The sequence below is a fragment of the Aeromonas sp. s6 genome, assembly GCF_040907815.1.
Taxonomy (GTDB): domain Bacteria; phylum Pseudomonadota; class Gammaproteobacteria; order Enterobacterales; family Aeromonadaceae; genus Aeromonas; species Aeromonas caviae.
Map to the genome: position 1 here is coordinate 1 of NZ_JBFOCN010000079.1, position 1,784 is coordinate 1,784.

At 62.7% G+C, this 1,784-nt stretch carries 1 protein-coding gene and 1 tRNA gene; both read left to right on the plus strand.

The window, feature by feature from the left end; all coding sequences use genetic code 11:
- Positions 1 to 55: 55 nt before the first annotated feature.
- Positions 56 to 132 (plus strand) — tRNA-Met (locus AB5Y50_RS12355).
- A gap of 144 nt (positions 133 to 276) precedes the next feature.
- Positions 277 to 1,704, plus strand: coding sequence for a leucyl aminopeptidase family protein (locus tag AB5Y50_RS12360; protein ID WP_368162920.1), 1,428 nt, complete (start codon positions 277 to 279; stop codon positions 1,702 to 1,704).
- The last annotated feature ends 80 nt before the right edge of the window (positions 1,705 to 1,784 follow it).

A 1,784-nucleotide genomic window follows, 5' to 3' on the forward strand; every position in this document is an offset into this window, starting at 1 on the left:
ACGAAGACAGCAAGAAGCAACTGCTCTGCTTTTTGTGGTGGCAATACAATTCGGACGCGGGGTGGAGCAGCTCGGTAGCTCGTCGGGCTCATAACCCGAAGGTCGTCGGTTCAAATCCGGCCCCCGCAACCAACTTCTGACTGATTTTCTTCTGCATTACCTCTCTGATCCCCTCCAGCATCTGTTGCTTGCACACAATAATGTGTGTTTTTCCGATCCCTCTCGCCATTTGTTCGGTATCATCCTGCTTGCTGTTCATGGATGAGGCCGCACCCTGTGATGACCCCTTTTAGCTATTCTTCTCCCCAAATCACGATGCAGAGCACCTCCCTCGCCGAAGTAATGGCAGGGCCGGCTGCCGTCAAACTCCTGCTCATTGCCGACTCAGCGCGCGATACCCTGCTGGCGACGCCTCCCTTTGCCGCCGTGGCAACCCAGATAGCCCTGGGTCAGAAGGCCCCCTATTCCCTCGACGACAGTCAGGGGCTGCAACGGGTGATCTTCATGGATGCCCGCCCGGTCCTGGATCATCGGCTCTACAAGCAGGTGCGCAGCTGGGTGGGCTCGCTGGCGGGCCTCAAGGCGACGCACCTGGCGCTCCATCTGGAGGGCTTTGACGATGAGCATCGCGCCCAACTGGCAAGGGTGGTGCTCGCCTGCCTGCTCGCCGCCGATGTGACCCTGCCGACCCAGAAACGGAGTGAGGCGACAAGACCGGGTTATCAGCAGTTGCAACTTTCCCCCCCTTGCGAACTGGACATGGCCCGCCTGAGCGCAGAAACCGAAGGCAATGGTCTGGCTCGCCACCTGGCGGTGCTGCCAGCGTCCGAGCTCAATGCCCGTCATTACCGGGCCTATGCCCGGGAGCTGGCGCAGCAGGAGGGGTGGCAGTGGCAGGAGTTTGATGAGACGACCCTGGCACAGAAGGGGGCTGGCGCCTTCCTGGCGGTGGCCCGTGGTTCGGCGGACGGTCAGGCCGCCATCGTCAGGCTCAGTTACTGTCCGGCCAACCCGGTGCGCCGCGTTGCGCTGGTGGGCAAGGGGATCTGCCACGACTCCGGTGGCTACAACCTGAAAGTCGGTGGCAGCATGTATGGCATGCACTTGGACATGGGGGGCAGCGCGGTGGCCCTTGGCACGTTGTTGGCCATCAGCCGGGCGAAACTCCCCGTTGAGGTGCACTGCTGGCTCGCCATCGCCGAGAACCACATCGGCCCGCAGGCCTTCCGGCCCGGTGAGGTGGTGACCGCCCTCAACGGCACCACCATCGAAGTGGTGGACACCGACGCCGAGGGTCGCATGGTGCTGGCGGATGCCCTGACCCTGGCGGCCGGGGACAAACCCGACTTGCTGATCGACTATGCCACCCTGACCGGCGCCTGCAAACGGGCGCTCGGCAGCCGTTACAGCGGCGCCTTCACCAACCGCCCCGAGTGGCTCACCACTCTGATCGCGCTGGGACAGCAGAGCGGGGAGCGAGTCTGGCCCTTCCCCCTGGACGAGGATTACGATGACAACCTCGATAGCGAGTGGGCCGATCTGTTACAGTGCGCGCCGGGCGCCTCCCCGGATCACATCGATGCCGCCCGTTTTCTCACGCGCTTCGTGCCCGCCGAGCTTCCCTGGTTGCACCTCGACCTGAGTGGTTTTCGCAACAAGGGGGGCAATGGCGTGGTGGGCAGCGAGGTATGCGTATTCCGGTGAATTTGAACAGTGATTCCGGAATCTGTGAACACCATTTCCGGAAAGTATGCGGCCAGGGATTCTGCGAGCAGAAGCTGAGC